Source organism: Paenibacillus sp. GCM10027628 (assembly GCF_042676385.1).
Lineage (GTDB): Bacteria > Bacillota > Bacilli > Paenibacillales > NBRC-103111 > Paenibacillus_E.
On the sequence record NZ_JBHTHA010000004.1, the window covers coordinates 41192 to 68115 of the forward strand.

Annotated in this window: 20 protein-coding genes; 7 read left to right on the forward strand and 13 right to left on the reverse strand. The window is 51.1% G+C overall.

Features of this window, described 5'->3' with window-relative positions:
- Window positions 1–5: 5 nt before the first annotated feature.
- Entirely contained in the window at window positions 6–1814 is a 1809-nt protein-coding gene (gene recQ, locus ACFQZT_RS08005; RefSeq protein ID WP_379298432.1) for a DNA helicase RecQ, read from the reverse strand.
- Window positions 1815–2074: 260 nt separating this feature from the next.
- A complete protein-coding gene (locus ACFQZT_RS08010) occupies window positions 2075–2368 on the reverse strand; it encodes a hypothetical protein (RefSeq protein WP_379298434.1) in 294 nt (97 codons plus the stop codon).
- Between the two features lie 464 nt (window positions 2369–2832).
- Here ACFQZT_RS08010 and ACFQZT_RS08015 point away from each other — a divergent pair, with 464 nt between their 5' ends.
- Both ACFQZT_RS08015 and ACFQZT_RS08020 read left to right on the forward strand, forming a co-directional pair.
- Window positions 2833–4422, forward strand: a complete 1590-nt coding sequence (locus ACFQZT_RS08015; protein ID WP_379298436.1) for an SWIM zinc finger family protein — start codon at window positions 2833–2835, stop codon at window positions 4420–4422.
- Complete coding sequence (locus tag ACFQZT_RS08020; protein WP_379298438.1) at window positions 4410–7289, forward strand: DEAD/DEAH box helicase; 2880 nt, start codon at window positions 4410–4412, stop codon at window positions 7287–7289. The genes ACFQZT_RS08015 and ACFQZT_RS08020 overlap by 13 nt, the downstream gene beginning before the upstream one ends.
- Window positions 7290–8072: 783 nt before the next feature.
- Here the strand turns inward: ACFQZT_RS08020 and ACFQZT_RS08025 are convergent.
- Window positions 8073–9260, reverse strand: coding sequence for an EAL domain-containing protein (locus tag ACFQZT_RS08025; protein ID WP_379298440.1), 1188 nt, complete (start codon window positions 9258–9260; stop codon window positions 8073–8075).
- Window positions 9261–9467: 207 nt separating this feature from the next.
- On the opposite strand from ACFQZT_RS08025, the gene ACFQZT_RS08030 reads away from it, so the two are divergent.
- Window positions 9468–12350: an ATP-binding protein gene (locus ACFQZT_RS08030; RefSeq protein WP_379298442.1), complete on the forward strand. Its 2883-nt coding sequence runs from the start codon at window positions 9468–9470 to the stop codon at window positions 12348–12350.
- A gap of 45 nt (window positions 12351–12395) precedes the next feature.
- On the opposite strand, the gene ACFQZT_RS08035 is transcribed toward ACFQZT_RS08030, so the two are convergent.
- Together ACFQZT_RS08035 and ACFQZT_RS08040 are read right to left on the reverse strand one after the other, a co-directional pair.
- Window positions 12396–13730, reverse strand: a complete 1335-nt coding sequence (locus ACFQZT_RS08035) for a DUF4179 domain-containing protein (RefSeq protein ID WP_379298444.1) — start codon at window positions 13728–13730, stop codon at window positions 12396–12398.
- Window positions 13727–14254 (reverse strand): sigma-70 family RNA polymerase sigma factor, encoded by a 528-nt coding sequence (locus ACFQZT_RS08040; protein ID WP_379298446.1) that lies wholly within the window; start codon window positions 14252–14254, stop codon window positions 13727–13729. The genes ACFQZT_RS08035 and ACFQZT_RS08040 overlap by 4 nt, the downstream gene beginning before the upstream one ends.
- 351 nt (window positions 14255–14605) lie before the next feature.
- On the opposite strand from ACFQZT_RS08040, the gene ACFQZT_RS08045 reads away from it, so the two are divergent.
- The 3 genes from ACFQZT_RS08045 to pyrH all read left to right on the forward strand — a co-directional run bounded on the left by ACFQZT_RS08045 (window position 14606) and on the right by pyrH (window position 17663).
- The gene (locus ACFQZT_RS08045) at window positions 14606–15235 is read left to right on the forward strand and encodes a LysE family translocator (RefSeq protein ID WP_379298448.1); all 630 of its coding nucleotides are present in this window, start codon (window positions 14606–14608) and stop codon (window positions 15233–15235) included.
- Window positions 15236–15419: 184 nt separating this feature from the next.
- Window positions 15420–16733, forward strand: coding sequence for an MFS transporter (locus tag ACFQZT_RS08050; protein ID WP_379298450.1), 1314 nt, complete (start codon window positions 15420–15422; stop codon window positions 16731–16733).
- Window positions 16734–16928: 195 nt separating this feature from the next.
- Window positions 16929–17663 carry a UMP kinase gene (pyrH, locus tag ACFQZT_RS08055; RefSeq protein WP_379298452.1) on the forward strand — a complete coding sequence of 245 codons (735 nt, stop codon included), beginning with the start codon at window positions 16929–16931 and terminating at the stop codon, window positions 17661–17663.
- Between the two features lie 51 nt (window positions 17664–17714).
- Here pyrH and ACFQZT_RS08060 read toward each other — a convergent pair whose 3' ends face one another.
- From ACFQZT_RS08060 to ACFQZT_RS08080, 5 genes are all read right to left on the reverse strand, one after another.
- Window positions 17715–18599: a GNAT family N-acetyltransferase gene (locus tag ACFQZT_RS08060; RefSeq protein ID WP_379298454.1), complete on the reverse strand. Its 885-nt coding sequence runs from the start codon at window positions 18597–18599 to the stop codon at window positions 17715–17717.
- A 157-nt stretch (window positions 18600–18756) separates the two neighbouring features.
- Window positions 18757–19428, reverse strand: a complete 672-nt coding sequence (locus tag ACFQZT_RS08065; RefSeq protein WP_379298456.1) for a GNAT family N-acetyltransferase — start codon at window positions 19426–19428, stop codon at window positions 18757–18759.
- A gap of 25 nt (window positions 19429–19453) precedes the next feature.
- The gene (locus ACFQZT_RS08070; RefSeq protein WP_379298458.1) at window positions 19454–20128 is read right to left on the reverse strand and encodes a GNAT family N-acetyltransferase; all 675 of its coding nucleotides are present in this window, start codon (window positions 20126–20128) and stop codon (window positions 19454–19456) included.
- A gap of 22 nt (window positions 20129–20150) precedes the next feature.
- Complete coding sequence (locus ACFQZT_RS08075) at window positions 20151–21008, reverse strand: carbon-nitrogen hydrolase family protein (RefSeq protein ID WP_379298460.1); 858 nt, start codon at window positions 21006–21008, stop codon at window positions 20151–20153.
- Between the two features lie 18 nt (window positions 21009–21026).
- Window positions 21027–22022, reverse strand: a complete 996-nt coding sequence (locus ACFQZT_RS08080; RefSeq protein ID WP_379298462.1) for an acrylyl-CoA reductase family protein — start codon at window positions 22020–22022, stop codon at window positions 21027–21029.
- A 247-nt stretch (window positions 22023–22269) separates the two neighbouring features.
- On the opposite strand from ACFQZT_RS08080, the gene ACFQZT_RS08085 reads away from it, so the two are divergent.
- Window positions 22270–22785: a hypothetical protein gene (locus ACFQZT_RS08085; RefSeq protein ID WP_379298464.1), complete on the forward strand. Its 516-nt coding sequence runs from the start codon at window positions 22270–22272 to the stop codon at window positions 22783–22785.
- Between the two features lie 307 nt (window positions 22786–23092).
- On the opposite strand, the gene ACFQZT_RS08090 is transcribed toward ACFQZT_RS08085, so the two are convergent.
- Genes ACFQZT_RS08090 through ACFQZT_RS08100 form a run of 3 tightly spaced genes read right to left on the reverse strand, consistent with a single transcriptional unit; the run spans window position 23093 to window position 26872 of the window.
- Entirely contained in the window at window positions 23093–24670 is a 1578-nt protein-coding gene (locus ACFQZT_RS08090) for a UDP-glucose--hexose-1-phosphate uridylyltransferase (protein ID WP_379298466.1), read from the reverse strand.
- 33 nt (window positions 24671–24703) lie between these two features.
- Entirely contained in the window at window positions 24704–25690 is a 987-nt protein-coding gene (galE, locus tag ACFQZT_RS08095; protein WP_379298468.1) for a UDP-glucose 4-epimerase GalE, read from the reverse strand.
- On the reverse strand, window positions 25691–26872 hold the full coding sequence (locus ACFQZT_RS08100) for a galactokinase (protein ID WP_379298469.1): 1182 nt from the start codon (window positions 26870–26872) through the stop codon (window positions 25691–25693). It lies immediately after the preceding gene.
- Between the last annotated feature and the right edge of the window lie 52 nt (window positions 26873–26924).

Consider the following 26924-nt stretch of genomic DNA (forward strand, 5'->3'; position numbering starts at 1 on the left):
TCCCCTCAATCAAAATCATAAGCAGCGACGCCGATTTCGCTTTCCCCTGCATACGTGCGCAGCAGTTCGAGAAACGGCATGCCGTAGTTGCGGAATTTCACCTCGCCGACCCCTTTGATCTTCAGCATGCCGGCTGCCGTCGTCGGACAAATTTCGCTCATCTCACGCAGTGTGCTGTCGGAGAAAATAATATAAGGCGGCACCTTCTCGCGCTGCGCAATTTCCCGGCGAAGCAGACGGAGCTGCTCGAACAAGGTGTTGTCGATGGCGGCAGCTTTTTGCTGCTGCTTGCGCACCTTCTGATACACCTGCAGCTTGCCTTGGAGCACGTCCGCAGCGGGCTGCATGAGCTTCACCACCGGATATTGGCCGTCGGACAAAGCCAGATAGCCCTCCGAGATAAGCACATTGATCAGGTCGGAAATGTCCTTCTCCGCCAAATCCCTCATAATCCCGTACGTCGGCAGGCGGTCGAAGCGGTAGTCGAGAATCTTTTTGGCCTTGGATCCTTTGAGGACGGAGGCTACCATCGAGATGCCAAATCGTTCTTGCATCCGGCGGATGCAAGAGAAGATCTTCTGAGCCTCGACCGTGATATCCACGGTATCGCGATCATCCTTGCAAGAGCTGCAATTGCCGCAAGTATCCTTAATATTCGTCTCGTCAAAATAGTGCAAAATCACATTGCGCAAGCACCTTGGCGAATAACAATAGTCGATCATCGTTTGAAGCTTCTTGTACTCGTTTGCTTTACGCTCAGGCGAAAGCTGATTTTGCTCGATCAAAAATTTCTGCGTCATGATATCCTGCGCGCTGAACAGCAAAATACACTCGGACGGCTCTCCGTCACGCCCGGCCCTGCCTGCTTCCTGATAATACGCCTCCATGTTTTTCGGCATATTGTAGTGAATGACATAGCGCACGTTGGACTTGTCGATGCCCATCCCAAAAGCGTTCGTCGCGATCATCACGCGAATGTCGTCGTACAGGAACGCCTCCTGCATATAGGAGCGCTCCTCGTCGGACAGACCGGCGTGGTACTTGCCGGCGGCGTAGCCTTTTTTGCGCAAAAGCTCGTAGAGGTCCTCTACGTCTTTGCGCGTCGCTGCATAGATAATGCCCGGTTGGTGCGTGTGATCCTTCACATAGTTCTGGATGTAGTCCCGCTTGTTCTCACCACGTAGAATGGTCAGCTCCAGATTGTCCCGGCTGAAGCCGTTGACGAAGATGCCTGCTCCGTCCAGCTCCAGCAGCCTGGCGATATCTGCGGTCACCTCGGCCGTTGCCGTTGCTGTAAACGCCGCCACAATCGGGCGGTTCGGCAGCTCGCGAATAAACGGTGCGATCGACACATAGCTGGGGCGGAAATCGTGCCCCCACTGCGACACGCAGTGCGCCTCGTCAATCGCCACAAAAGGCAGATTCAGCGCATGCATCCGCGCGCGGAACCGTTCCGATTCGAGCCGCTCTGGCGCGATGTACAGAAGTTTATATTTGCCCTGCATCGCACCTTGCAGACGTTGTTCCACTTCTCTGGCTTCCAGCGTACTATTGATAAAAGTGGCCGGAACCCCCAAGCTCGCCAAGGCATCCACCTGATCCTTCATCAGCGAGATGAGCGGCGAGATCACCAGCGTCACGCCTTCCATCAGCAGCGCCGGAACCTGATAACAGATCGACTTCCCGCCGCCCGTCGGCATAATGCCCAGCGTATCCCGGCCCTCCAGCAGGTTGGTGATTATATTTTTTTGGCCTTCCCGGAACTCGGGATAACCATAGACTTGCTGCAAAACCTTTCTAGCTTCAGAAAGCATAGCTTTTGTACACCTTTCTATATCTAACTAACATTGTAGCGGAACGTGGATCCGTAATTTGCCGGAAAACGTCTGATTTTCATGCTCCTGAGGAACAGGGATGCTTTATTTACTTGATTCTGCATTCATAGATCCCCATTTTCCTCAAATAGCGCACTCACGATCCGCCATATCAAATTTTCGGGCACTTTTCTCTCATTAGAGGATTATCGTTCCTCTATTGTATAGTAGCGTTCAGATAATTCCGCCACACAACTTCTCTAAACCAAATAAATAACCGACACCAGCTTCTCGCCGTCATGTACTTTGAGTATATGGTTGTTCGGATCATGGCGAACCGATCCCAAGCCTACTTGAATGACAGGCGAACTGCCCAGTCCGTAAAAGATATCGTCAGCCAGCGTCCGCAGGCATTCTTCCTGCTCTTCCGGCGTCAGCTCCTGCCATTCTTCCTCCGTCATTTCGAACAAATCATAGTAGCCGTCCACGAGTGCGATACCACGCATGAAATCGGCGACAATATCCTTGTATTCCCTGCCAAATTTAATACCCATTCGCAGTACTCCTTTCAAGTAGTGGAGTTTATTTATCTCGGTCATCATATCTCCGAGAAATATTTTAAATGGAAAACATCATGTTAATTGCTGCATTAGACAGAATAGCTGGTCATTTACATGGAAAACCTCACGTTAATTTCACGATATCCCCTTCATTCTTGCAAACAGTCACAAAATAGAGGGAGGTTTTCCAGTTCATTGCGGTTTTCAATCGAATCGTGGGTTAATTAGAAGGAGGTTTTCCTGTTACTAGGCTTGCCAACTCCCTCTGATCAACGGATTGGGATTGTAAAACTTCCTTAAGGTTCACTTTATCACATTATTGGCAGAAAAGCAGGGATAACTACCTCTACACCGGATAAAAAAATACCAATTGGCATAAACTATGGAAATGGGCAATTTCGGAAAAAATCTGTTACTATGGAAGAAGGAATGCACCGCTCGGAGGTAGGATAGCAATCATGCTGAAACTGCAGATTCCCAAAAATCGAATGAACTACCTATTGAAGCAGATCCAGCACCATTATGATGCGGTCATCTTGGAGAAGGGCTGGGAATATTACCATAAAGGCCGTGTAGGCGAGATCGATTTGGTCGGCACGAACATTCACGCGCTGGTCAAAGGCGATAAGCTGTACGAAGCGGTGCTGAGCTTGGAAGATTTCACGCAGAGCGAATGCAGCTGCTCCTATGATGGTTTTTGTAAACACATAGCCGCGGCTTTTTTCAGTTTGTATACGCCCTATGGGCGGCCGGAGCTGCTGCTGCAGCAGTTAAAACAAGCGATCCATACCCGGAAAAAGCCTGTGCGCGGCGCTAGTGCAACGCCTGAGCGCAAAGCCGCGAGCGCCAACGTGCCGCTGGAAGAGGCCATGCCGACGGAATGGCACCGCTTTTTTGAAGGCAAATTCCATGGATTCTCAATCTCGCATCAGCACTCGATTGAAACATTCTATGAGTCGGCATTGGAAACCCTGCCGGGTTACGCCGCTAACTGGCGGGTCACGACCAAGGAGCTTTACATGTTCCATGTCGCGCTCTTCATGATGCGCAAGATCGAGCAATTTTATCAAGATACGAAAAGTTCCTATTTATCCCATTATCATGAGAACGGCTGCAAAATTGCCGCAAAAAATTGCGAAGATAAGTTCGTGGAATTCGTGGAACGTATGGATGTGAACCGCTCCTACACCGCAGAGCCGAAACACTGGCAAGCAACGATGAAAATGCTCGGAGAATACGCTTTGCAGGGTAAAGAAAGTCCGATTGACTGGTTGTTCGTCTACCGCTTTTTGTGGTGGAAAATGACGGCGCACGAGCAGGTGCAGTCTGAAGAAATCAATCGGCTGGAGCAGCAGCTTAACAAGAAAGAGCTCCTTACCCGCAAGAAGGATACACTTCTTGTAGCCAGGGCACATTTCGACATCATCCAGGGGGATACGGATGCCGCTTTCCAGCGATTGAAACAGCTTACGCATCCGAATGCTAGAGATTTTTTCCTCTATCTCAATTACTACTACAACGAACGGCAATGGGAGCAGACGTTAGTCTGGCTGCGCTGGTTGCTGGCGCCGATTGCGCTGGCAAGTCATGATGATTTTCGCTCGTTCTGCCAATATTGGCTCGATACGACCAAGCATTTAGAATCTGACAGCGAATGGGTGCAGGTCATGGAGTCTCTGCTGCCTCGTTCCTATTATTATTATACGGCCTATTTGCTGCAAACAAAACGCTATCGGCAATGGGTCGACCTGCAGCTGGCCAACCGGATTTCACCGCTGAGCCTGTATGCCATGGAGCTGCGAGCCATCGAAGATCACGATGCGGGGCTGCTGCTCCCCCTTTACCACCAAGCCGCAGAACGGGCTGTTTTAGAGAAAAATCGCGCTTCCTACAAGACAGCCGTCCGGCTGCTAAAGAAGCTGCATGCGCTCTATAAACAGCTGGATCAAGCTGACCGCTGGGAGCATTACATCTACCGGCTCTCGGATAAATTCTCACGCTTGCGCGCGTTCCAAGAAGAACTGAAGAAAGGAAAATGGATTCGATGATCGAAACCAGCGCGCTGACGGTTCACGTTAGCTCCACACCGAATGGTTCTTTATTCCTCTGGGGCACCCGCGGGAACGGCGGCATATGGGATGCTCTGGATTTAAAAAATATGTTGTTCGCCTGGCATCGCACCTCCTTTTACGGCACGTTCATGGAACCGAGCGAGTGGCAAAATCGCGAGGGCATCGAGCTGCTGCCGCTGGAAGCGCTCGATTATTTCGGCGATCCGCAGCCGGTTCAGCACCTCAAGCTCGGCTGGGATGCGGAATGCGCCGGGCTTATTCGTCTCGCTCCGGCCATCAAGGAAGCTTTGGCAACGGGAAGTTTTATGCCCGATTATGAGAAATGGAAAGCGGGCGAAATCGGCTGGAAGCTTCAGCTCCCCGAGGAGCTGCAAGATTTGGAGACACCCACTATCACTCGCTGGATCCATGCGCTTATCCCGGAGTGGGTCGACGCGGACGGGGTCATGAAAGAGAACCTGCGGAAGCTCGAAGCGGCGTATCCGCTCATGCGGCGCAGCGAGCTCGGCGCGGATGTGTGGCTCGACGAGGAAGATTGGCTCGTCACGATCGGCTGGCGCCAGGACCGGACGCCGATGCGCACGTGCCTGCAGCTCGTTGAGCCGGATCTGGCGCAGGACCACGGCTGGCACCTGCGCATCGTGCTGCAGGACCGGCTATCGCCGGACGTGCTGCGTACGGTGACGCCGGACGGCACGCCCGTGCCGGGCGAGCTGCCCCTGCCGGAGGCGTGGCAGCCGGAGATTGGCCGCGTGCAGCGTGATGCGGCCAAGTGGGTGCGCATCCTGCCTTGGCTGGATGCGGGTGGTTTAGAGCCGACCCTCCGTCAGACGCTGACGGAGGAGGAGGCCTGGCGCTTCCTCGCAGAGGGAAGCGTGCGGCTCGTGGAGGCCGGGACGAGTGTGTTCCTCCCGGCCTGGTGGGACCGCATCCGCAAGCTGCGGCCGAAGCTGCGCGCGAAGATCAAGTCTTCCGTCGGATCCGGACGGGAGACGATGTTCGGGCTCAGCCAGCTGATGCAGTTCGACTGGAAGCTGGCTGTGGGCGATATCGAGCTGACGGAAGAGGAATTCCGTCAGCTGCTGGAGGAGAAGCGCAAGCTCATCCAGATTCGCGGCAACTGGATTCAGCTCGACCCGCAGTTTATGGCTCAGGTCGAGCAGATTATGAAACAGGTCGCCAAGAAGAAGGGACTGTCCTTCCGCGATGTATTGGAGCTACATTTCGCTGGCGAAGCCGCCGGTCTGCTGCCGGCGGAAGATGATCCCGATGCACTGCGCTATCTCGATATGGAGGTCGAGCTGAACGAACAGCTGCGCCACATGATCGATCAGTTGACGCAGACAGAGAGCATCCCTATCGTTCAGCCGCCGGCGAGCTTCCATGGCTCTCTGCGCCACTATCAGGTGGACGGCATCTCTTGGCTGCTGTTCCTGCGCCGTTTTGGCTTGGGCGGCTGCCTGGCCGATGACATGGGTCTCGGCAAGACGATCCAATGGATCACTTATTTGCTCACGGTCAAAGAACAGGAACAGCCGGATACGCCTTCGCTGCTAATCTGTCCGACGTCCGTACTCGGCAACTGGCAGATGGAGCTCAAGCGCTTCGCGCCGTCACTCAAGGTACATTTGCACTATGGGCCGCAGCGGCTAAAGGGGCCTGCTTTTAAAGAAACCGTTGGCAGCGCCGACTTGGTGCTTACCTCTTATACACTTTCTCATCTGGACGAAACGGAGCTCGCCTCGGTCGCGTGGAACTCGATTTGCCTGGATGAAGCGCAAAATATCAAAAACGCATATACGAAGCAAGCATCCGCCATCCGGCGACTCGAGGGTTACCATCGCATCGCCTTGACGGGAACGCCCATCGAGAACCGGCTGACCGAGCTTTGGTCGATTTTCGATTTCGCGAACCCGGGTTATCTGGGCACGATTCGTGAGTTTACGCACCGTTACGTCAATGCCATCGAGAAAACGCAGGACAACGAAACCATCGGCAAGGTGCAAAAGCTGATCCGGCCCTTCCTGCTGCGCCGCGTGAAGAAGGATCCGGCCATTCAGCTGGATCTGCCGGAGAAGAACGAATCGAAGACGTTCATCTCGTTGACGGCCGAGCAAGGCTCGCTGTACGAGAACTATATCCAAGACATGTTCGACCGGCTGGATAAGCTCTCGGCCATGGAGCGGCGCGGTCTCATTCTCGCCGCGCTGACGAAGCTCAAGCAGGTGTGCAACCATCCCGCTTTGCTGCTTAAGGAAGGACCGAATGCTCCGTGGAGCGGACGTTCGAACAAACTGGAGCGGCTGCTCGAAATGGTGCACGAGCTGCGCCAAGAGGGCGACAAATGCTTGATTTTCACGCAATTTGTGGAGACGGGCAATCTGCTGCAGCATGTCCTGCAGCAGGAGCTCGGCGAGCCCGTGCTGTTCTTGCACGGGGGCACATCCAAAAACGCGCGCGATGAGATGATCGCGCACTTCCAGAACACTGATGACCAGCCGGTAGATGAGCAGCGATCGGTGTTCATCCTCTCGCTGAAGGCCGGCGGCATCGGCCTCAACCTGACGGCGGCGAATCACGTGTTCCACTACGATCGCTGGTGGAACCCCGCCGTCGAGAACCAGGCGACGGACCGCGCCTTCCGGATCGGGCAGACGCGGCACGTGCAGGTGCACAAGTTCGTCACGCTTGGCACGCTGGAGGAGCGCATCGACGAGATGATCGAGCGCAAGCTCGGCTTGAGCCAACAGATCGTCGGCACCGGCGAGAACTGGATCACCGAGCTGTCGACCGACGAGCTGCGCGACCTGTTCTCGCTGCGGCGCGAGTGGGTCGAGGCGTAGCTTCGTCCTGGTCCTGCGCCGTCTTGTGATTTCGCTTGTCTCTGCGCCTTTAACGCCGAAAAACAGCGCTAACTCTCCGCTTCCTCGCTCTCGCGGCATGTTAACGCTGTTTTTCGCGCTTACGGGTGCATTTTCATGTGATTTCGCTCGTCCCTGCACTTTTAACACTGAAAAACAGTGTTAACTCTCCGCATCCTCGCTCTCGCGAGTAGGAAACGGTTGTTTTCGAGGGTGGGGTACCTCTATCGAAAATTGGAGTCCATTTCCGGTTTTTTAGGCCCGTCGTTCTCTAATAAGACACTCAAGAGACTCTAAATAGGAGTGATTCAACCGCCAGAGATAGCACAGAGAACAAGATTCCATGTTTAACGAATAGGGTTCTTTAATTATAGACTTTTGTTCTATCGAGCTCGTTTTTGACCACTTTTCATTAATTTAGCGTCAAAAAAGTACACTATTAGCGCCTCGTATTCTCTGTTGCAAACCTTGCCTCAAGTCATGACTAAACCCGTTTACACCGTTAAAATAAAAATGCATCGCATCCTAATAACATCAAGAAGTTTGTCTATTTAGGTTTGAGTATCCATCGGAGTGATGGATGCAAATATTTGTAATTTTGGTGCACAAACTTTTTTTCTTCATCCTTTCTCTCCGCATTCTCACTCCCGCGGCACGTTGATGCTGTTTTTCATGCTTACTGTTATGGTTTTGGTTACTGCTGATAGTGACTGCACTTACCTCAAATCTCCCAACTCAGAGGCAACCTCAACAATTTCATCGTGTTCACAGCGTCAAATCCAAAAACAAATAACAACCCTCGCCGATGGCGCAGGAGTAGGTTTGAATTTGGCAGGATGTGTCCAGATCCGTGTAGACCTGGGAGAGGATGCCCTGCTTTTGCAGGTTCATCGTCAAAATATTGGAGACGAAATGAGGCCTCCAGATCCAGTTCGCTCCGCGGAAACGCTCATCCTTACGCCAAGCGGCCTCGAACCGCGTGTAATTGGAAGAAAGCTGGGAGCCGTCTTCCCTGCAGATGTACATGCGTATACAGTTATCCGATACCGTACCGATGGCCTGCTCGATAACATGATCCGCGTCTTCTGCGTTTTGTATGGATACCGCCGCGTTAAGGAGAGGATTCAAACAGTCGCTGATGGTGAATAACCGGCTGTAGCGTTGAAATTCTTTTTGACTGAACAGGTTCATCTCCGCTTGTAACATGGCTTTGAACGCATCGCGATCCTGCAGCTCGGCCTCTGCCTTGGAGAATAGATAACCCTGGACATACCTCGCCCCAACTTGTAGAGCGCTTTGCAGTTCCTGCTTCGTTTCCACGCCTTCGACGAGTAGTGACGCCCCCATCTGGGCCGCTAAGATCGAGAATGATTGCATTAGCGCTTTGTAACCCGCATGCGTAGCGCCTTTTTTCAAGATGTTCAGGTCGATCTTCAGGATCTTTGGCTGCAGGCTCGCAATCCGGTCGAAATTACTGAAGCCGCTTCCCACATCATCAATCGCAATGGTGCAACCGAACTTACGGTACAACTCCACGATTTGTGTCAGCTCCTGCAGCTTTCCGGTGAACTCCTCTTCCGTGATCTCGATCACGATACGTGCCGGATTGATGTTATATTTCCTCAATAGCTCAATGGTAGGCAGCATATTGCTGCGCTTATAGGTCCGATATATCCAGGACGGCTTTAAGTTGATGAATAATGAACACTCATCGTCCGATGCTGCGATCTGCTCGATCGCATACTCTCTCAAATACCGGTCAATTAAGAGATGCGTGTCCTCGGAAATGTCCGGATCTTTGAAAAAGGGGCCCAGGCTCTCAATGCCGCCCTGCCGCATTCTTCTCCCCAATGTTTCATACCCTACAATTTCTTGATTCTGCAAGGACAAAATCGGCTGAAAATACGGCCTCACCTCGTGCTTCAACGGAATCTTGCTGTCTTTTACTTGCACAGTACAGCCCTCCTTTTGGCGGAACAACGCTGACAACACCACGTCTCTCTTCATCACTTTTGAATGTATTGTAAACGACAACTACGCTTCTTGCAATCGATTCATGTCACAAAAACTAACATCAGCGAAAATTGAAGGACTTTGGCCAAACTTGTCGAATTTTTAAATCGCAACTTCCATCCTTTTAGAATTTAGGTGACTCTATCTATGAAGAACTTTACGAGATCGCGTATCTCCATGCTATACGTTGTTCTGACCGTGGTGTTGTTAGCCTTCGTAAGTATTTCGAGCTATGTCGCTTCGCGCAATATGCAAAGCGAGAGCGACGCGATCGTGAACGACTCCATTCCAATTACCCAAACAGCCAACAATCTGCTTACCGATCTGATCAATCAGGAGACTGGCATTCGAGGTTATTTGCTAACCAGTAATGAACAATATTTAGAGCCCTATACGACTGGTAAAAAACAACTTGAAGCCGATCTGGAGAAGATACGGCAATTCGAGCAAAAATACCCTACGCTCCAGCTCATCATCGATACCCAAGCGATTCCTGCGATTGCAAATTTGCAGAAGCACTATGATGCGCAACTGGAATCCATTAAAAGCGGTAACTCCGATGATGCCAAAGCACGGATACCCAACGGCAAAACGATGATGGATCGTTACCGTATCGTACATAGCAGCATCGAGAAAAACATCGCGCAAATTACTACCGACGCGTACAATGCGTCTAACCAAGCGGGAGCTACGTCCCGTGCAATTACGATGATCGGCGGCATTATCGCGCTGATCGCAGGCGGCATGTCTGTCTTTATCTTTATCCGCGCCAACCGCGCCGAAGAAGAGCTGCGTAAAAGCGAGGAAACCTACCGTTACATGGCGGAGAGCCTGGAAACGCAAAATGAGGAAATCATTGCTCAGCAGGAAGAGCAGCAGGTTACACTGGCCAAGCTGTCCGAGCGGGAGCAAGAATTAGAACTCATCACCACTTATCAGGAAAAACTGACCGGCTATGTGGAACTGAAGGATTTCTTGAAGCATTCACTGCCTGCTCTGTTAGACTCCTTAAACCAGGATGCAGCGCTTGTAGTGATGGAACGCTTTGAACGTAGCTCAGCTGCCTATGAGGTTATTCACTCTAGCGGCTTTCCGGAGGAGCATATTTCCCGCCTGCAAAGCGGTCTGTTCGGACCTGCGAAGCGCGTCTTTGAAGAAGGAATTCCTCTGCTTCATACTCGCGATGTGTCTGGGCATGAACGCGGTGTGCATGGCGGCGTGATGCGCGCTGTCGATCAATATTTCCCATTGCTCGATGATAAACAGAAGGTCATCGGCTTTCTGCTGCTCACGAGCTATCAAAGCACCTTCCATCAAGAAGAGAACCAACGACTCACCCGCGGACTGGTGCGTCAGTTCGACCTCGCGTTCTACGCCCAGGTTATGAATGATGAGCGCCGCAAACAGGCCTCAAGCCTGGCGGAGCTGAATGATCAATTGATGATGGAAAAGCAACTGATTGAAGATCAGCGCGACCTTATCCAAAGCATTCTGGAATCCGCCCATGAGGGTATGATGATGTGCGATTCACAAGGCACTTTGCTCTTTGCGAATCAACGCATGAGCCGTTATTTTCATTTGCAGGAGCAGATTGGCCGCAATCTAGTGACAAGCTGCCACGAAATCGCTGCGGTGTCCCCTAACTTTAACGGGGTCGCCTCATCCATTGAAGCGCTTCTTGATGGCTCTCTCACTCATCTCACACAACGCTTCAGCTTCGAAATGGAGGATCTGCAGCAGCATGCCGAACTGTATGCCACCGTCGTCGGGGAAGATACCGAACAGAAAGGCTACTTATTCGTATTCCGCGACCGTACGGAGGAAGAACGCATTGATGAGATGAAGAATGAGTTTATCAGCATCGTTTCCCATGAATTGCGTACGCCTCTGGCGAGTGTGCTCGGATTTATAGAGATTTTACTGCATCGGGAGCTTCCGCAAGAAAAGCAGAAGAGATACATGGATACGATCTATAAAGAAGCGCAGCGCTTATCGAATTTGATTAACGATTTTCTTGATTTGCAGCGCATGGAGTCGGGCCGGCAAGTCTATCACTTCTCTCCGGTTAACCTGCTGCCCACTGTGCAAGAGATCGTGGATCAATGGCAGAACAAACAGCAGCATCGCATTGTTGTTCAGCATCCGGATACAGAGTTGTGGGTACGTGCCGACGTAGATCGTATTCGTCAGGTGCTCCACAATTTGCTCAGCAACGCCATCAAGTATTCACCAGGTGCGGATCAGGTCGATATCCGTCTAGCTGCCTTCGATGGTCGAGTCGCCATATCGATTCAAGATTATGGTCTTGGGATTCCTGAAGAGGCAAATGCGCACATGTTCTCCAAGTTTTTCCGGGTCGATAACTCGGACCGTCGGCAAATCGGCGGCACCGGCCTAGGTTTGGCCATTGTGAAAGAAATTATCGAAGGACATCACGGGCATATTTCCTTCACCTCGGAAATGGGAAAAGGAACCACCTTCATAATCGAGTTGGAGCAATACGAACTCTCGGCCATGGACGGTCAAATCGTCATTTTCGAGGACGACGACAATTTGGCCAAGCTGATTCAAGTGGCACTGGGTAAGCTGAATCTACCTTCCATGCAGCTCCGCTCAGCTGAAGAAGGCATTCTGGCGTTGAATCGGAGTCAAGGCGAAGGCCCGATGTTGTTTATTGTGGATATTCACCTCGAAGGCGCAATGACAGGCTGGGATTTCCTTGCCGAGCTGTATCGTCACCCCGTTCATTATCAAACACCGGTCATCGTATCGACGGCGCTCGATCCGCCTCATGATTATCACGAGAAAGAGATCGAGAAATATTTGAAAAAGCCATTCACGATGGAGCGCCTGGTTCAAGTGGCTAAACGCTTGTTGGATAACAAGCAAAACAACGCTTACGTATTCCCGGCTCAAGACAAAGAGTCCCTCTCTTCGACCTTGCAGCGCAACGGCATCGGCGTGTCGGAAATGAAAGAAAACATGGATATGATCGAGGTCGAAATTAAAAAACCGAATACGGAATCTTGATTAAAACGGCTCCCTTGTCTCATCGCAAGGGAGCCGTTCTTTCGTTCATTGAATATCTACCCTGAAATTTTGCCGCAATGGCGCTGGGTAATCCTCTAGCTTGAAATGCAGCATTCCCTGATAGCTCGCATAAGGGATTTTGAAATAAATGAACTGCTTCTCCGCGCTCGTAATTCTCCTATCGCCAACGGGATACACAGCTCCACTGTCGTCAGTAAAATTGCTGGTTAAGGAGTATGCCATTCGATCCCATTCCTCCAAACCATCTAACTCAAAGAACATGCCCATTTCATCGTCGTTGTGGTCCATATGGGTCAAGCGAAGCCGCTTGTCAGGCGATTTGACGATTTCTTTCTTCACAGGATCGATAATTACCTCAAGCTGATCCTTATCCAGCGCTGTTAGGAGGCTCCCTTCCAGATGCAAATGCTTCGGAACCGAGAAAAAGCTGCTTTCAAAATATAAGATTCTTTGGTCCGGCGAAACGATCGAAGCCATATTGGTCGTTAGGGACTCGCCTTTTTCATTCACCATCCGGATATCCCGAAAACCAAAAATTTGTTTCGAATTGGCCTCGTCAAAGGTGACCTCGACCATCGTACGGGTCGGATAAATGGTCACTTTAGAGAATGTGATTTTTTGCCCATCCAGGCTTACGGTCTGATTCAGATCGAAGGTGTGCTTCATCTGTTTGAAACGTTCGTGATCAATTGGGAATGTGATCCTCCAAGGCTCTTGACCCTCTTTATCTCGAATTTCGAATACAGCCGTTTGCGGCATTTCGGATTCATGGATGAATTGAACGTCAATTCGCCGGTGAATGGATCTACCGTTAGTCTGGTCGGCAACCCCTCCGCTCGGCTCCATTCCATAACCGATGGCGGCTTGCAACTGTGCCCCGCTTCCATCAGTCAGTCTATAGTTGCTCGGCAGCCCGGCAATTGGTATTTCCTTGGAGAGCGGAGTAATCGTAAATAGAATGTTCATCCGGACTTCATCCACGATAATCCCGTCCACTGTAACACGAATGCCATCATGCTCATCCGATATACCCACAGGCTGTATAAAATCATGCTCAACAGCTAACCGAAGGGATTGATCTTGACTAATTAATTTCACGATTCGATCCATTCCCGGTATGCTTCCCACCCAAGAAGCAAAGGCGGGGGAGATTCGGATCGTGCCTGACAGCATGAAAAGCAGGATGCTTGAAGCTATCGCGACTGCCCACCGATTGCGACGCAATTTTCGTTGCTCGGCAGCGCCCTTTTGAATGCCGCGCTGTACATAGCTGCCTAATGATTCAGGTATCCGGATTTCCTCATACTCATCTTTTAAAATATGCAACGATTCCCATCCCTCATCCTCCTGCCTAGTCACCCAAAATCCCCCTCCTTTCTAACCAGCCCTCGCAGCTCGCGAAGCGCTTTATGAAGCAGGGTTTTGATGGTCCCATCCGGACATTCCAGCATTTGCGAAATTTGTGTAATCGTCAAATCTTCATAGTATTTCAAAATAATCACCTGCTTCGATTGAGGCTGTAATTGATCGACAGCTCGACGCATATCCATAGCCAGGATCCTATCATTCTCCCCTTCGGAAGGCGGAGGCTCCATCTCGCCGGACCAACTCGAGACCGATCGGTCTCGCCGCTTCAATTCATCCGCGCAATAATTCAGCGCAATTCTCGTGATCCATGTAGAAAAATACTGCGGAGCTTTTAATTTTTTAATTCCTTTGAACGCTCGGAATGCAACCTCTTGCATCGCTTCTAAGGCATCCTGCTCATTGCGAAAATGCGCAAATGCAATGCGATACAGCTTGTTTTGATGCTCCGAAAGCAGTTCGGCGAATGCGGATGCGTTGCCTTTTTGCGCTGCCTTCACGAGCAAGTTTGTATCCAAGTCGGCCTCGCCTCCTGCTGAGTCTTTACTGATTCATTAGACTGCACGGAGGTGCAAACGGTTTTGGTCATGGTAAAAAAATGCAATATTTTCCCATTCAACTCGTCAAACATGATAAGATCAGCGATGTGGAATATAACACCAATTACAAAATGGCAGGAGCGAAAAAATTGAAACCTTATTCCAAATTTTTCTCTATTAGCGTTTTATCCATCTGCAGAAAGGATGATTATCAATCCATGTTTAACGATATCAAGAGCATTAAAGCCACTTTCAAGATAAAAAAATAAGTTGAAACTGAAGCAAACTTGCTCCATAATGGTTTGAATTATCATCGCGGGAGGGATCACATTGGTTAGCTTCAGTACTTTGATCGCTTTTGCATTCGTTTCGCTCGGGATGGTTTGCTCTCCGGGTCCCAACATGATTTACTTGATTTCCCGCTCCATTACGCAAGGGCGCTTGGCGGGGGTCATTTCATTATTAGGCGTTGTGCTGGGTTTCGTTATCTACATGGTCGCCACGATGTTCGGTCTTACCGCTCTCTTTCTTGCGGTCCCGTTAGTCTACGAAGTCGTAAAATGGGCGGGAGCCGCCTACTTGCTATGGCTCGCTTGGAAGGCGGTTAAGCCTGGCGCAACCTCTATCTTGGAGCCTCGTACACTCACTATTGAACCGCCACGCAAGCTATTTCTAATGGGGCTTATGACGAATCTGCTAAATCCCAAGATTGCCATATTGTATGTGTCTCTGTTGCCACAATTTCAAGATCCTTCGAGGGGATCGTTGCTACTGCAAGGGATGACATTAGGCCTGACGCAGATTGCAGTTAGTTTCACCGTCAACCTGCTCATTGTGCTCGCAGCGAGCAAAGTTGCTGCTTGGTTCGGCAAACGGCCAACATGGCTGAAGGTGCAGCGTTGGCTTATGGCCAGCGTTCTGACTGGCCTTGCGGCACGCATGGCGTTTGATCGTCGGTAGGAATCCCTCAAAAATTAGCCTCCATACAAAAATAAAATCTCCTTCCACTTTCTTGAGGGGAGATTTATTTTTCTTGTAAAACTAGAGGGATTTCCCCGCATGACAGCCAATATACTTTTACTGGATCCGTTGTAATGCAACTTAACATTTTTATACACTGACTCTAAGGAAAGGTGTGAACCCGTTGGCACAACTTGAACCCGCTTCCAGCACGATACACGCGCGTAAAGTGTGGACGTTGTTCTTTTCTTTGCCTATTTTCGCATGGGCGATGTACGATTTTGCGAACACGATTTTCTCATCCAACATCGTAACCGTGTTTTATCCGTTTTATTTGAGTGAAACGTTGGGTAAGAGCGAAGAGATGAATCAGATCGCGAGCACTTTCATCACCTATTCCAATGCGCTTTCCAGCTTGTTCCTCGTGCTGCTGTCCCCTTTGTTCGGGGTTTGGATCGACCGCACCGGGAAGAAAAAAGCTTACCTCGTTCCCTTCACACTCGTCTGCATCGCAGCAACGCTGCTCATGGGGGCCTCCGCCATCTGGCATACGGATCAGCAATGGATGGGGCTCAATATCTCGATCATCGCCGTCATTTTCTTCTTCATGATTGCCAAATTTTTTTACAATTCCAGCCTCATTTTCTATGACTCCATGATTTCAGATCTGGGCAATCAGCGCGAGCTGCCAATCATCTCTGGCGTTGGCGTCGCCGTTGGCTACATCGGCACTTTGGTCGGACTTGTGGTCTTTCCTTTGATCGACGGCAAGCATTATGAGAATACGTTCATTCCAAGCGCACTGCTTTTCCTTATCTTCTCCCTGCCGATTATGCTTTTGTATAAAGAGAAACCTGCTAAGATCGTCGTCGGCGCAAAGAAGTCGCTCCTCAGCGGATATCGCGAGATCTGGGAAACGTTCAAGGAAGCACGCACCTACAGGGCGGCCTTCCAGTTCATGATCGCCTACTTCTTCTTTAACGATGCGATTGCCACGGCGATCGCCGTCATGGCCGTCTACGCCAACACAGTTATGGGCTTCACGACCGGACAATTCATCCTGCTGTATCTCGTCTCTACGGTATCCAGCATTATCGGATCGTTCCTTTTCGGCTATGTCACGAGAGCGCTCGGCTCAAAAAAAGCCGTCACCGCCGTAGCGATCATCCTGATCATCGCCATTGCCATAGCCTCGCTTGCCACCAGCAAAAGTCTGTTTTGGGTCGCCGGCAGCTTATACGGGGTATCAATGGGCGCCATGTGGGTAACGTCCCGCACACTCATCGTGGAGTTGACGCCAGAGGCTAAGCGAGGCCAGTTTTTCGGACTATTCGCATTCTCGGGCAAGGTATCGTCCATCGTCGGGCCGGCTCTTTACGGATCGATTACTTGGGCGCTTGCATCTTCAGGCAATTTGGCCAGTCGAGTAGCACTCGCCTCCCTGCTCGTTCTGGTCATTATCGGACTGTTCGTTCACATGCGCGTCCCACAAAAATGACAATTATTGCAATTCTCCTCCCGATTCGGTAAAATACAACTAATCTTAATTGGAAGGTGTGAGAATATGAAGGTGTCGGTGAAGAAAGGTTTTGCGATTCGGAATCGGCTCTTTCATATTTCTTATTCGTTGAAACACTAAAGCATTTATTGCTTTAGTGTTTTTTTATGGGATCATGAGAGAGGAGAGGTGACCATGCGTTATAAGAGAGTGCTCATTAAACTGAGTGGCGGCGCCGTAGCCGGCGAAAGTGAGTTTGGATTCGATCCTAGGCAGCTGGACCATATTGCGAATGAAATTATGACCGTCGTCAATCTTGGCGTCGAGGTGTGCCTCGTGATCGGCGGAGGCAATATTTTCCGCGGCAATATGGGGGAAAGCTGGGGCATCGAAAAAGCGGAGGCCGATAATATCGGCACACTCGCAACGGTGATCAACAGCTTAATGCTGCGCGGCGTCCTCAAAGCGAAGACGAATGCGGAAGTGCGCGTCATGACTGCCATCCCGATTGCCTCCGTAGCGGAGCCTTTTATTCGGCTCAGAGCCATTCATCACCTGGAAAAAGGCTACATCGTCATTTTCGCAGGCGGCAATGGGCAGCCTTTTGTGACAACGGACTATCCATCCGTTCAAAGAGCCATCGAGTGCAACTGTGAAGCCATCCTAGTCGCGAAGCAAGGAGTAGACGGTGTCTTTGATCGGGATCCTAAGCATCATAAGGATGCGCTGCAATACAAATCGCTCCACTACAATGACGTGATTCAGAATGATCTCAAGGTGATGGATCAGTCTGCCTTCATCCTCGCGAGGGATTATCACATCCCGATTCATGTGTTCAACTTTGATAAGCCGGGGTCGATGAAAGAGATTTGCGAAGGCAAGAATACAGGAACGATCATCAGCGGTTCATCGGAACTTATTTTTCATTGAAAAAAAAGATAGAGAAGCAGTTCCGTGACTGCCATCTCTATCCTTTTCTTTTTAGAGGAGCAAAAGTTCGTAATAGTCGTTCGCATTCAACGTCTGAAAACCGCACGATTGATAAAGGCCCAGCGCTTTCTCGTTTTGGGCGGCGACTTCGAGCTTAATCCGGCGCGCCTGATACTTTTCTTTCAGGTCTACAACTGTCTGTTGCAGCACTCTGCGGCCAATGCCTTGGCTGCGATACTCGGGGGATATGCAAAATCCATATATAAACCCTTGGTTATTCGCTTCGATCATTGCGCCTATCTTCCCGACGGGCACACGGTCTTCCCCTAGCTCAGCAACCCATGTCCGTTCTTTATTGCCCTCCAGCGTCTGGACCACATACTCCCTCGCATCGTCTTCAGGCATGGCGAAACCAGACATATTCAATGAAACAAGCAGCTCGGTATCATCGCGATCAGCCGGACGAATCCGAACTTCTTCGCTCTCAGGGAGCTGAATCATACCTTCCCGCTCCTGAAGCTCCATCACGTACTCCGAAAAGCTGTAACGCGCACCAAGGTTCGTCAGAAAAGCTTTACCGCTCGCTGAACCGCGCTCACTAATAAAAATCAGTTTCGGAATCGTTCTGCGCCGGCACTCCGCAATGGCTGCTTGCACCAATTGACTGAAAATACCTTGACGGCGAGCCTTCGGATGCACCATCCCGCTAATTTCAACTTCTGTGGACAAAAAGCTGTATATCGCCAAGAACCCGACTAATCGATCATTCTCGTAAAATAAAAAGTCATTCGTTACACCTACAGGCCTGCTTGATAACGTACTCCAGTTCAGCTTGATGCTGATCTGCTCATGATCGTTGCAAATGTTCCACAGCGCCCGGATTTCTTCCAGCTCTTGCGGCGATAGACCGGCTCTAACATGCAATCCTTCTCTCATATCGATCTCCTCCGATCTTTCAAGTGAGTTTATCTACTCTGATTATACATGTCCATGAAGTATGCTGGTAAGCTAAACATTGATTTTAAAAATAATTTCATCTCCTCCAAAAAATAAACCCGGAGCCAGGGCTCCAGGTTCAAGTACCATTTTCAGCTTATAGAGGCAGTAGCGGGAGATCATCTTTTTGTTCTAAAGCTTCAATCATTTCATGCCATGATTTAGGCTTATTGGGTAAAACCGCATAATACCTTTTCAGGAATTTAACAACTAGCTCAGCCTGAAGCTCCGTTTGTTCTTCATCCGTCGGAAGGAAGCAAAGATCCAGCTCCGATACAGCCTCCCCATCATTTTCCCAGGACGGATGCACGTAAGTGAAATCCAGACGCTTGTAGCCAAGGTGCGAGAGCACCTCACGGCGGACATAAGGATCCATCGGCTTCACGCCGCCGAAAGCATGCCCCTCGATCCGATACGGATCATAAATTTCGGCGAACATGCCGAGCATCGGCTTGCCGGAGGCGGCCGCCAGGGCCTGAAGATCATCCCATCGTTTACGTGCCAGGAAACGTCCGATCCCAAGCCCCGCTTGACCAATAATCGTGAAATCCGTCATCGCTACCTGGAAATCGTCATAATATCGGTATTCCGTCGTGCCTACAACCTTACCTTCGTGTACGGCGACGAAAACCCGTATGCCCGGGTCTTCAAGCGGCTCCTTCCATAATGAAAATTCCAGCACTTCTTCCGGCGGGAATACTTCTTTCATCAGGTCATGCATCGAACGAAACAGCGGATTTTCTATACTTTGAATACGAATATATTCCATAATAGCGTACACTCCTTTGGTAAAGCTAATGGGATCGAAATGGATTGCGCCACTCCATGAGCAGCGCGTAATTGCGAGACTCTTCATCTTCCAAATAGTCCGGTACGACTTGTACCGGCGTGCGCCCGCAGCTCAACAGGAACGTAATGACCGGATCTTTTAAACGGCCGTTCAGAATCGCTTCTCCGTAAGCCTCGATACTCATCGTGTCGGCCACCTTATGGTAGCCGGGCATACGTCCGCCTCCGAGCAGCCGGTCTAACCCGAGTTGTACGACAACCTCATACATCGATTGCATCATCCATTTACCAAGTCCGAACTTCCGGTAAGCGGGGCGAATGCAAATATCAACGATATAGAGGGTATCTCCGTCCGGACTATGATTGCGAATGTAGCCGTTATCCGTGATTGTCGCCCAACTGTGATCTGTTGCATGTTGAGGATCGTACTGGACGCGAAGTCCCGTAATGGAACCGGCGATCTCGCCGGCAATCTCTACGCATAGCGCTCCCTCCGGAAAGCGAGTGACGTGTTCCTGAAGCTGCTCCTCGTTCCACCACAGCTCCGAGGGGAATGGCGGCGGAAAGCTTTCCTGCTGCACGCGAATCAATCCTTCAAAATCTTCAGTCTTATAGTTGCGAATGATCGATGAAACCGGTTTTTCTCCGTCGAAAACGTATAAGCTTTTATAATATGCCATGGGTGATAAGCCCCCTTAACGGTTAAGACCAGTCCGTGTAAAGATCCGTCCGGCGATCGCGCCACGTGGTGACGGAACCTTTTTCCCGAACTACATGCAGCAGTTCCAAATCGAGATCGGCGGTGACGATCATGTCCCCGTTAATTTCGCCTTCCACAAGAATCCCTTTTGGCGGAAAAGGCACATCGTTCGGCGTAATGACTGCCGCTTGACCGAAGTTCCCTCTCATAAAATCGACCGTTGGCAGCGCACCGACTGTACCCGTCGTTACGACGTAGATTTGGTTCTCGATCGTTCTGGCATGGCAAGTATAGCGAACTCGATGGAAGCCATGCCGATCATCCGTGCAGGAAGGCGCGAACAAGACGTCGGCTCCGCGGGCTCTAGCCATCCGTACGATTTCCGGGAATTCCACATCATAGCACACAAGAATGGCGATCCGTCCTTTGTCGGTATCGAAAACTTGCAGGCTATCCCCTGCCCCCATGTTCCATTCCTTGACTTCGGTCGGCGTGATATGCAGCTTCTTCTGCTCGGCTATGCGTCCGTCCGGATAAAATAAATGTGCGGTGTTATAAAGTTTGCCGCCCTCCGATGTGATATGCGTACCGCCGATTAAATGCATGCCGGTTTGCCTGGCCAGCCCTCGAAAGAGCGCGCGGTACTGGTCCGTGTACGTTGGCAGCGCCTCAACCGGCAGCGCTTTACCCGTGCCGTCGCCAATGGACATCAGCTGTGTCGTGAACAGCTCCGGAAACAACACAAAATCCGACTCAAACTCCTGCGCCGTTTTCACATAATGCTCGACTTGTGCGGCGAACTCCTCAAAGCTATGTATCGTATGCAGATGATACTGCACCGCGGAAACTCTCATTTTCATCGATGTAACATGCCTCCTCTAATCGTTCAATCGGACGAGCACGCGACCTCTGACTTGTCCTTGCAGAACTTCCTCGGCCGTGTCAGCAACGTCCTCAAGTTTAATTTCTTTATATACGGTCTTCTCAAGCTCTGCCGGCTTAAGCTCGGTGGCGATCCGCTCCCAGAGGAGCTTTCTGGCAGCCATCGGATAGTAAGCCGAGTCTATTCCCAGCAAATTCACCCCTCGAAGTATGAATGGAAAAACGGAAGCCGGGAATTCGTTGCCGCCAGTGAGCCCGCTCAGCGCGACGGAACCGCCGTATTTCATTTTGCTAAGCACATATGTTAGGGATGTACCGCCGACAGGGTCTACCGCCCCCGTCCAATATTCTTTGTCCATAGGCTTAATCGTTTCCGGCGAGAGTTCCTCCCGCGTCAATACACGTTTAGCCCCGAGCTGCAGCAGGTAGGCATGATCCGCACTTTTCCCGGTACTCGCCTCCACTTCATAGCCAAGAGCGGCAAGCATGGATACGCTGCTACTCCCTACACCGCCGGTTGCACCACGGACAAGGACAGGCCCTTGTTGCGGGCGAAGCCCGTTCTCCTCAAGCCTCTGAATGGAAATCGCTGCGGTAAATCCGGCGGTCCCCAGGATCATCGCCTCGCGATGCGTAAGTCCATGAGGCAACGGTACGACCCAATCGGCCGGCACACGCGCATACGCACTAAACCCACCGTAATACCCGGTACCCAGCTCGTAACTGGTGACCAGCACCTCGTCACCTTCGCGATAGCGGCTATCTGTCGACGCCACGACTGTACCCGCCAAATCGATGCCTGGTACCATCGGATAGGAACGCACCACGCGCCCATTCGGGCTGCAGGCCAGAGCGTCTTTATAATTAATCCCGGAGTATAACACACGGATCGTCACTTCACCTGCAGGCAAATCATCGATCCTCAGTTCCTTCACTTCCAATGCAAAAGAATCCTTCGTACGATCTACCACCAAAGCGTTAAAGCTGTCCATCCTGCTCCACATCCTCGATTCATAATGACCAAATGATAGCCAAATGGCAAGACTTCCCATACTTATCCAGTGTACTAAATTACGACTTGAGTTTCCATTCCGCTCCCTCACTGAGGCAGGTTTATTCACGCATCAAGACCTTGGCCGGGGAATGAAATCAGTCTACAGAACGAAGACGGGGCACAAACTTACCTTGTAAAATAGTGTAATGTACATCAGATCGTAACAAAGGTGGTAATACTCTCTCATGAATCAGAAATCGCTATTCGGCATAGGACTTATTGCCCTCGGCATCCTACTGTTTACAACAAGAGACCATGCGCTAAGTACAGGCTCGTTATTCGGATACTTCTGGCCCAGCCTGTTCGTGATGCCGCTCGGCATCTTCTTTCACTGGCTATACTTTGGCATGACCGGTCGGCGCGGTACGGGACTGCTTATTCCCGGCGGCATTCTGCTCGTTGCCGGTATCTTCTGCCAGCTGTCCATGCTTTTCGACCTGTGGGGCGTACTTTGGCCTGGCTTCCTGCTCGCGGTATCGGCGGGACTGTTCGAGTTCTATTGGTTCGGTGGGCGCAACCGTTGGCTGCTCATTCCAATTAATATTTTGTTCGTCCTATCGCTGCTGTTCTTTGCTCTCTTCTCCGTTGGCGCTTTATGGAACGGACTGTTCGGCAGCAGCCCCATCTTGGCTATCGTGTTGATTGCCGCCGGCGCGCTGTTGTTCTTATCGAGCGGGCGCAAGAAAAACGAACCTTTCTGAATCGGCGCCTCCTGCCTGTTAAGACTGTTTTTCAGTCTTAACAAGCTCGGACTTGGCGAATCAGGCACGTTAAGACGGTATTTCAGCGTTAAAGCCCCAGATTGCTGCAGATATCTCCGGCTTACTGTACTTTAACGCGGTTTTTCCGTCTTATGAAGCCTAGAACCTTCACTTCCTGCGACTTAAGACGTTTTTTCCGCGTTAAAGTCTTGGGTTGCCACAGAGTGCCTACGAGGATATAAGAAAAGCAAAAGCCCTATGAAACATGTTATAGACTCCTAACATGTTCCATAGGGCTTTTATTTGCTTATTCTCTTGCAAAGCCGGAGGCTGCAAGGAAGCGCTGAAACGCCGCCTGCCCAGCCTCGCTGCGCTTGAAGACGCCAGCGTCTTTCAGCACGTCGAGAAACTTCGCGCCGACCTCGTCCTGCAGCGCTTCATTCGCCTCGGCCGGCTGCAGCGTCGTGCCGAACTTCGCGAGCAGCGCCTCGATCCACTCGGCGTGCTTATGCAGCGGATGGCTCGCGTCCTCGCGAATCTCGCCGCCATAGACGGCTTCGCCGGTCAGGAGCTCCGCGATATCCGCCAGCTCCGCCTGAAGGCGGCCCGGCAGCACCGCGAGCCCCATAACTTCAATCAAGCCGATGTTCTCCTTCTTGATATGGTGCAAGGGCTGATGCGGATGGAAGATCCCATCCGGATGCTCTATGCTGGTGCGGTTGTTCCGCAGCACCAGGTCAAGCTCGTACTCTCCCCGCGCGTTGTTCCGGGCGATCGGCGTAATCGTGTTATGCGGGATCCGCTGTCCGTCCTTCTCGCCGAAGGCGAGGACGTCCGCTTCCGCATCGCTGTATGCGCGCCAATCGTCGAGCAGCTTGCTGGCGAGCTTATGGAGCGTCTGTTTGTTATGTCCGCTCAGACGAAGGACGGACATCGGCCATTTGACGATGGCCGCCTTCACGCCGGCAAATTCAGGATGCGAGAAAGCCGTCTCGCTCGGCGCTTTTTCCATCGGGAATTTGTGACGCCCGCCCTGAAAATGATCGTGGTTCAGTATGGAACCACCTACGATCGGCAGATCCGCATTCGACCCGATGAAATAATGCGGGAACTGATCAATAAAATCGAGCAGCCGGTAAAACGTGTTCGCTGTCGTTTTCATCGGAATGTGCTGCTCATGGAAGATGATGCTGTGCTCGTTGTAGTACACGTACGGCGAATACTGGAAGTACCACTTCTCGCCATCCAGCTCCAGCGGAATGACGCGCAGGTTCTGTCTCGCCGGGTGATCGACACGGCCTGCGTAGCCTAGATTGTCGGCGCACAGCAAGCATTTCGGATAGCTGCTCTGCGGCAGCGTCTTCAGCAGGGCGATTTCCTTCGGATCCTTCTCAGGCTTGGAGAGGTTAACCGTAATCTCCAGATCTCCATACTCCGTACCTGCCAGCCAGTAGGCATTCTTACGAATACGATCCATTCGAATGTAGTTGGAATCGATCGATTGTTTATAAAAATAATCCGTAGCCGCCTCCACACTCACGGTCTTCGCCGTATGCCAAAAATGATGCACGACTTCAGAAGGACGAGGCATCAGCAATCCCATGATTTTCGCGTCCAACAAATCCCGATAGGTCATCGTGTTATCCTGCAGCATGCCAGCCTCGTACGCTTCGTCAAGAAGCTGCTCCAGCAGCTCTACCGGGCTGTCCAGCTTTTCCGCCGGAACCTCTCCCGGATATGGCTCTGCGATACCGAATAAATCCAGCAGCGCATTGCGCGAAGTATAGACATCAAGCTGCTCGATCAGTCCGTTTTGCCTGGCAAATTGCAGCAATCTCTCGATAGTGAGCGCCGCGTGCTGCGGCGTTGTGTTTGTCCGTTCCATTTGCCCAGATCCTTTCTGCGATAGCCGAGGAGGTTACTTCTCATACCCGCCCGGATGATTTTGATGCCAATTCCACGCGCACTCGATAATCTCTTCCAGGGAGTCGCGCGACGGTTTCCAACCAAGCTCTGCTCTCGCACGCTCGGAGGATGCGATCAATTCCGCAGGATCACCGGCTCTACGCGGCTCTATGACGGCTGGAATCGGATGTCCGGTTACCTTACGGGCGATATCGATGACCGCTTTAACCGAGAAACCTTTGCCATTGCCCAAGTTGAAAATGTTACTCTCCGCGCCTTGACGCAGCTTCTCTACAGCAAGCACGTGTGCGCTCGCTAAGTCGCTGACATGAATGTAGTCGCGAATGCAGGTTCCGTCTTCTGTCGCATAATCATCGCCGTAAATCGAGATGTGTGCTCTTTGGCCCAACGCGACTTGGAGAATGATTGGAATCAGATGCGTTTCCGGACTGTGATCTTCACCGATTTTGCCGCTAGCGTGAGCGCCGGCCGCATTGAAGTAGCGAAGCGACACATATTTAATACCGTGTGCGGTGTCGAACCATTTCATCATTTTTTCCATGGCAAGCTTCGTTTCGCCGTATGTGTTCGTTGGCAGCGTACGATCGCTCTCCAGGATCGGGATGTTTTCCGGCTCGCCGTAGGTAGCTGCTGTGGAGGAGAAGACGATTTTCTTCACGCCGTATTGCGTCATTTTCTCCAGCAAGCAAAGCGTGCCGTAAACGTTGTTATGATAATATTTGGCAGGGTTCGTCATGCTTTCGCCTACCAAGGAATTCGCAGCAAAATGAATGATTGCTTCGATATCGTTTTCCTTGAAAACCGTATCCAGAAACTCGCCGTCACGCAGATCCCCAACGTACAGCTTCCCGCCCAAAACAGCATCGCGATGCCCCTGCTGCAAGTTATCCACAACGACTACATCTTCGCCTCTAGCCAGCAGCTCCGCTACCGCATGAGACCCGATATAGCCCGCTCCGCCCGTAACTAGTATCGCCATTTACAACGCCTCCCCGATTTGCTCAACGCCATTTCCGATATCGCATACGTAGAAACTTGGTGTCAGTCCTGTTTTCTCTGTGTATTCTTTACCCACCTGATCAATGAAGGTTTGCACGCTGTCCTCATGCACGAGGGAAACCGTACAGCCGCCGAAGCCTGCACCTGTCATACGCGCGCCTAGCACGCCTGGCACCTTCAGCGCTGCTTCTACCATGGCATCCAGCTCAGCACCAGTAACTTCGTAGAGGTCGCGAAGCGAGTCGTGGGAACCGATCATCAATTTGCCAAAAGCTTCGAGATCGTTTGCCTTTAGCACTTCAATCGACTTCAGGACGCGATCGATCTCTTCGATAACATGCTGCGCTCTGCGGCGTACCGTCTCATCCGGAATCAGGTGCTTCGACGCATTGAACTGCTCCAGGTTCAGTTGACCGAGCAGGGTAATGCCCGGGAATTGCTGCTGTAAGTACGTCACGGCCTGCTCGCATTGACTTCTTCTTTCGTTATAAGCCGAGTCAACGAGACCTCTACGCTTGTTCGTGTTGCCGATTAAGAGCTTGTAGCTGCCGCTTTTGAATGGCACATGGCTGTACTCCAGCGTATCGCACATGAGCAGGATCGCATGATCCTTCTTGCCGTTCGCCACAGCGAACTGGTCCATGATGCCGCAGTTGACGCCGACGAACTGATTCTCCGTCTTTTGCGCAAGCAGCGCGATTTTCACGGTATCCGTCGGATGACCTTCCAGTGTAAGCAAGCCATACGCCGTTACGACTTCAATCGAAGCAGAGGAGGAAAGTCCCGCCCCATTTGGAATCTCTCCGTGGAACAAAAGGTCGTATCCCTTCATTACCGGAAAGCCTTCTTTGGCTAAATGCACAACGATGCCTTTGGGATAATTGATCCAGTCGTCAGCCTCTTGGTAGGACAAGTCATCTATGGAAATTTGTTTGCGAAGCTCGAGATTGGTGGAAGCAAAGCCAATGATCCTGTCTTGTCTAGGACGAATTAACATCGTAGTTCCGAAAGTTAATGCAGCCGGGAAAACATAACCGCCGTTATAGTCGGTATGCTCGCCGATCAGATTCACCCGACCTGGCGCGTGGAAAGCCGAGATCGACGCGGAGGATTCTCCGTAAATTTCGATGAATGTGTCTTTCAATGCTTGCAGATCTGCCATGGTGGCACCGCCTTTTGTAGAGTTAGAATTCGTTTTTTAGAAGTAAGTTTGT

Coding starts and splice junctions, on each gene's coding strand:
- recQ (WP_379298432.1), bottom strand. CDS start 1,814: ATGCTTTCTGAAGCTAGAAAGGTTTTGCAGCAAGTCTATGGTTATCCC.
- ACFQZT_RS08075 (WP_379298460.1), bottom strand. CDS start 21,008: ATGAAAATGAGAGTTTCCGCGGTGCAGTATCATCTGCATACGATACAT.
- ACFQZT_RS08020 (WP_379298438.1), top strand. CDS start 4,410: ATGGATTCGATGATCGAAACCAGCGCGCTGACGGTTCACGTTAGCTCC.
- galE (WP_379298468.1), bottom strand. CDS start 25,690: ATGGCGATACTAGTTACGGGCGGAGCGGGCTATATCGGGTCTCATGCG.
- ACFQZT_RS08070 (WP_379298458.1), bottom strand. CDS start 20,128: ATGGCATATTATAAAAGCTTATACGTTTTCGACGGAGAAAAACCGGTT.
- ACFQZT_RS08015 (WP_379298436.1), top strand. CDS start 2,833: ATGCTGAAACTGCAGATTCCCAAAAATCGAATGAACTACCTATTGAAG.
- ACFQZT_RS08060 (WP_379298454.1), bottom strand. CDS start 18,599: ATGAGAGAAGGATTGCATGTTAGAGCCGGTCTATCGCCGCAAGAGCTG.
- pyrH (WP_379298452.1), top strand. CDS start 16,929: ATGCGTTATAAGAGAGTGCTCATTAAACTGAGTGGCGGCGCCGTAGCC.
- ACFQZT_RS08085 (WP_379298464.1), top strand. CDS start 22,270: ATGAATCAGAAATCGCTATTCGGCATAGGACTTATTGCCCTCGGCATC.
- ACFQZT_RS08080 (WP_379298462.1), bottom strand. CDS start 22,022: ATGGACAGCTTTAACGCTTTGGTGGTAGATCGTACGAAGGATTCTTTT.
- ACFQZT_RS08100 (WP_379298469.1), bottom strand. CDS start 26,872: ATGGCAGATCTGCAAGCATTGAAAGACACATTCATCGAAATTTACGGA.
- ACFQZT_RS08065 (WP_379298456.1), bottom strand. CDS start 19,428: ATGGAATATATTCGTATTCAAAGTATAGAAAATCCGCTGTTTCGTTCG.
- ACFQZT_RS08010 (WP_379298434.1), bottom strand. CDS start 2,368: ATGGGTATTAAATTTGGCAGGGAATACAAGGATATTGTCGCCGATTTC.
- ACFQZT_RS08030 (WP_379298442.1), top strand. CDS start 9,468: ATGAAGAACTTTACGAGATCGCGTATCTCCATGCTATACGTTGTTCTG.
- ACFQZT_RS08090 (WP_379298466.1), bottom strand. CDS start 24,670: ATGGAACGGACAAACACAACGCCGCAGCACGCGGCGCTCACTATCGAG.